Source organism: Streptomyces sp. x-80 (assembly GCF_046549095.1).
Classification (GTDB): domain Bacteria; phylum Actinomycetota; class Actinomycetes; order Streptomycetales; family Streptomycetaceae; genus Streptomyces; species Streptomyces celluloflavus.
This window is the reverse complement of the sequence record NZ_JAJPWM010000085.1, coordinates 1-546: the sequence shown is the minus strand read 5'-3', so window position 1 is coordinate 546 and position 546 is coordinate 1. Positions and strand designations below refer to the sequence as shown.

Sequence of the window (546 nt, the reverse complement as noted above, 5' to 3'; positions counted from 1 at the left end):
ACGATCGGCAACCTCGCCGCCGCGAACCTCGACCAGATGGCCACCGCCGTTAAACGCAGCCTCAAGAAAATCCAGTACCGCCCGCACCTGGTCGACGGTTGCCTCGCCGCCACCGGCCTGACCATAGACAACTGCCCATGACCAGCCCGACATCACACAATCAAGTTCAGTAGCGCTGCTCAAAGTGAGTGGGCGGTGAATGTAGCCATCCACCTCACCGCCCTCGACACCTGATCCCGCAGGCACGCTCAGCACCGGCTCCGGAGCCAACCTCCGAAGGGCTTCCGGGCGCGACCACTTACGACCTGGTGCGTGATTGCAGTGTCGATGTGACTGTCTGATCGCCCGCCCTCGGTCAGACGGCGGTGGTGCGGTCGGAGACGAGGCCGGCGACGGCGAGACAGGTGGCAGGAAGAGCATCGCGGCGGTGGGTCCAGCGCGCCAGCCCCTTCCAGCGTTTGTGGTCGGCGAAGGCGTGTTCGACGGGGATGCGCTGGGACGAGTGCTCGTGGCGGGCCTGGTCCCGCGCTTCCTGGACTTCCGGTG

General features: G+C 65.9%; 1 pseudogene. It reads right to left on the bottom strand.

What is annotated here, in order from left to right:
• Positions 1-355: 355 nt before the first annotated feature.
• Positions 356-546: pseudogene (locus ACLJWH_RS42010) on the bottom strand (hypothetical protein); the annotation flags it as partial.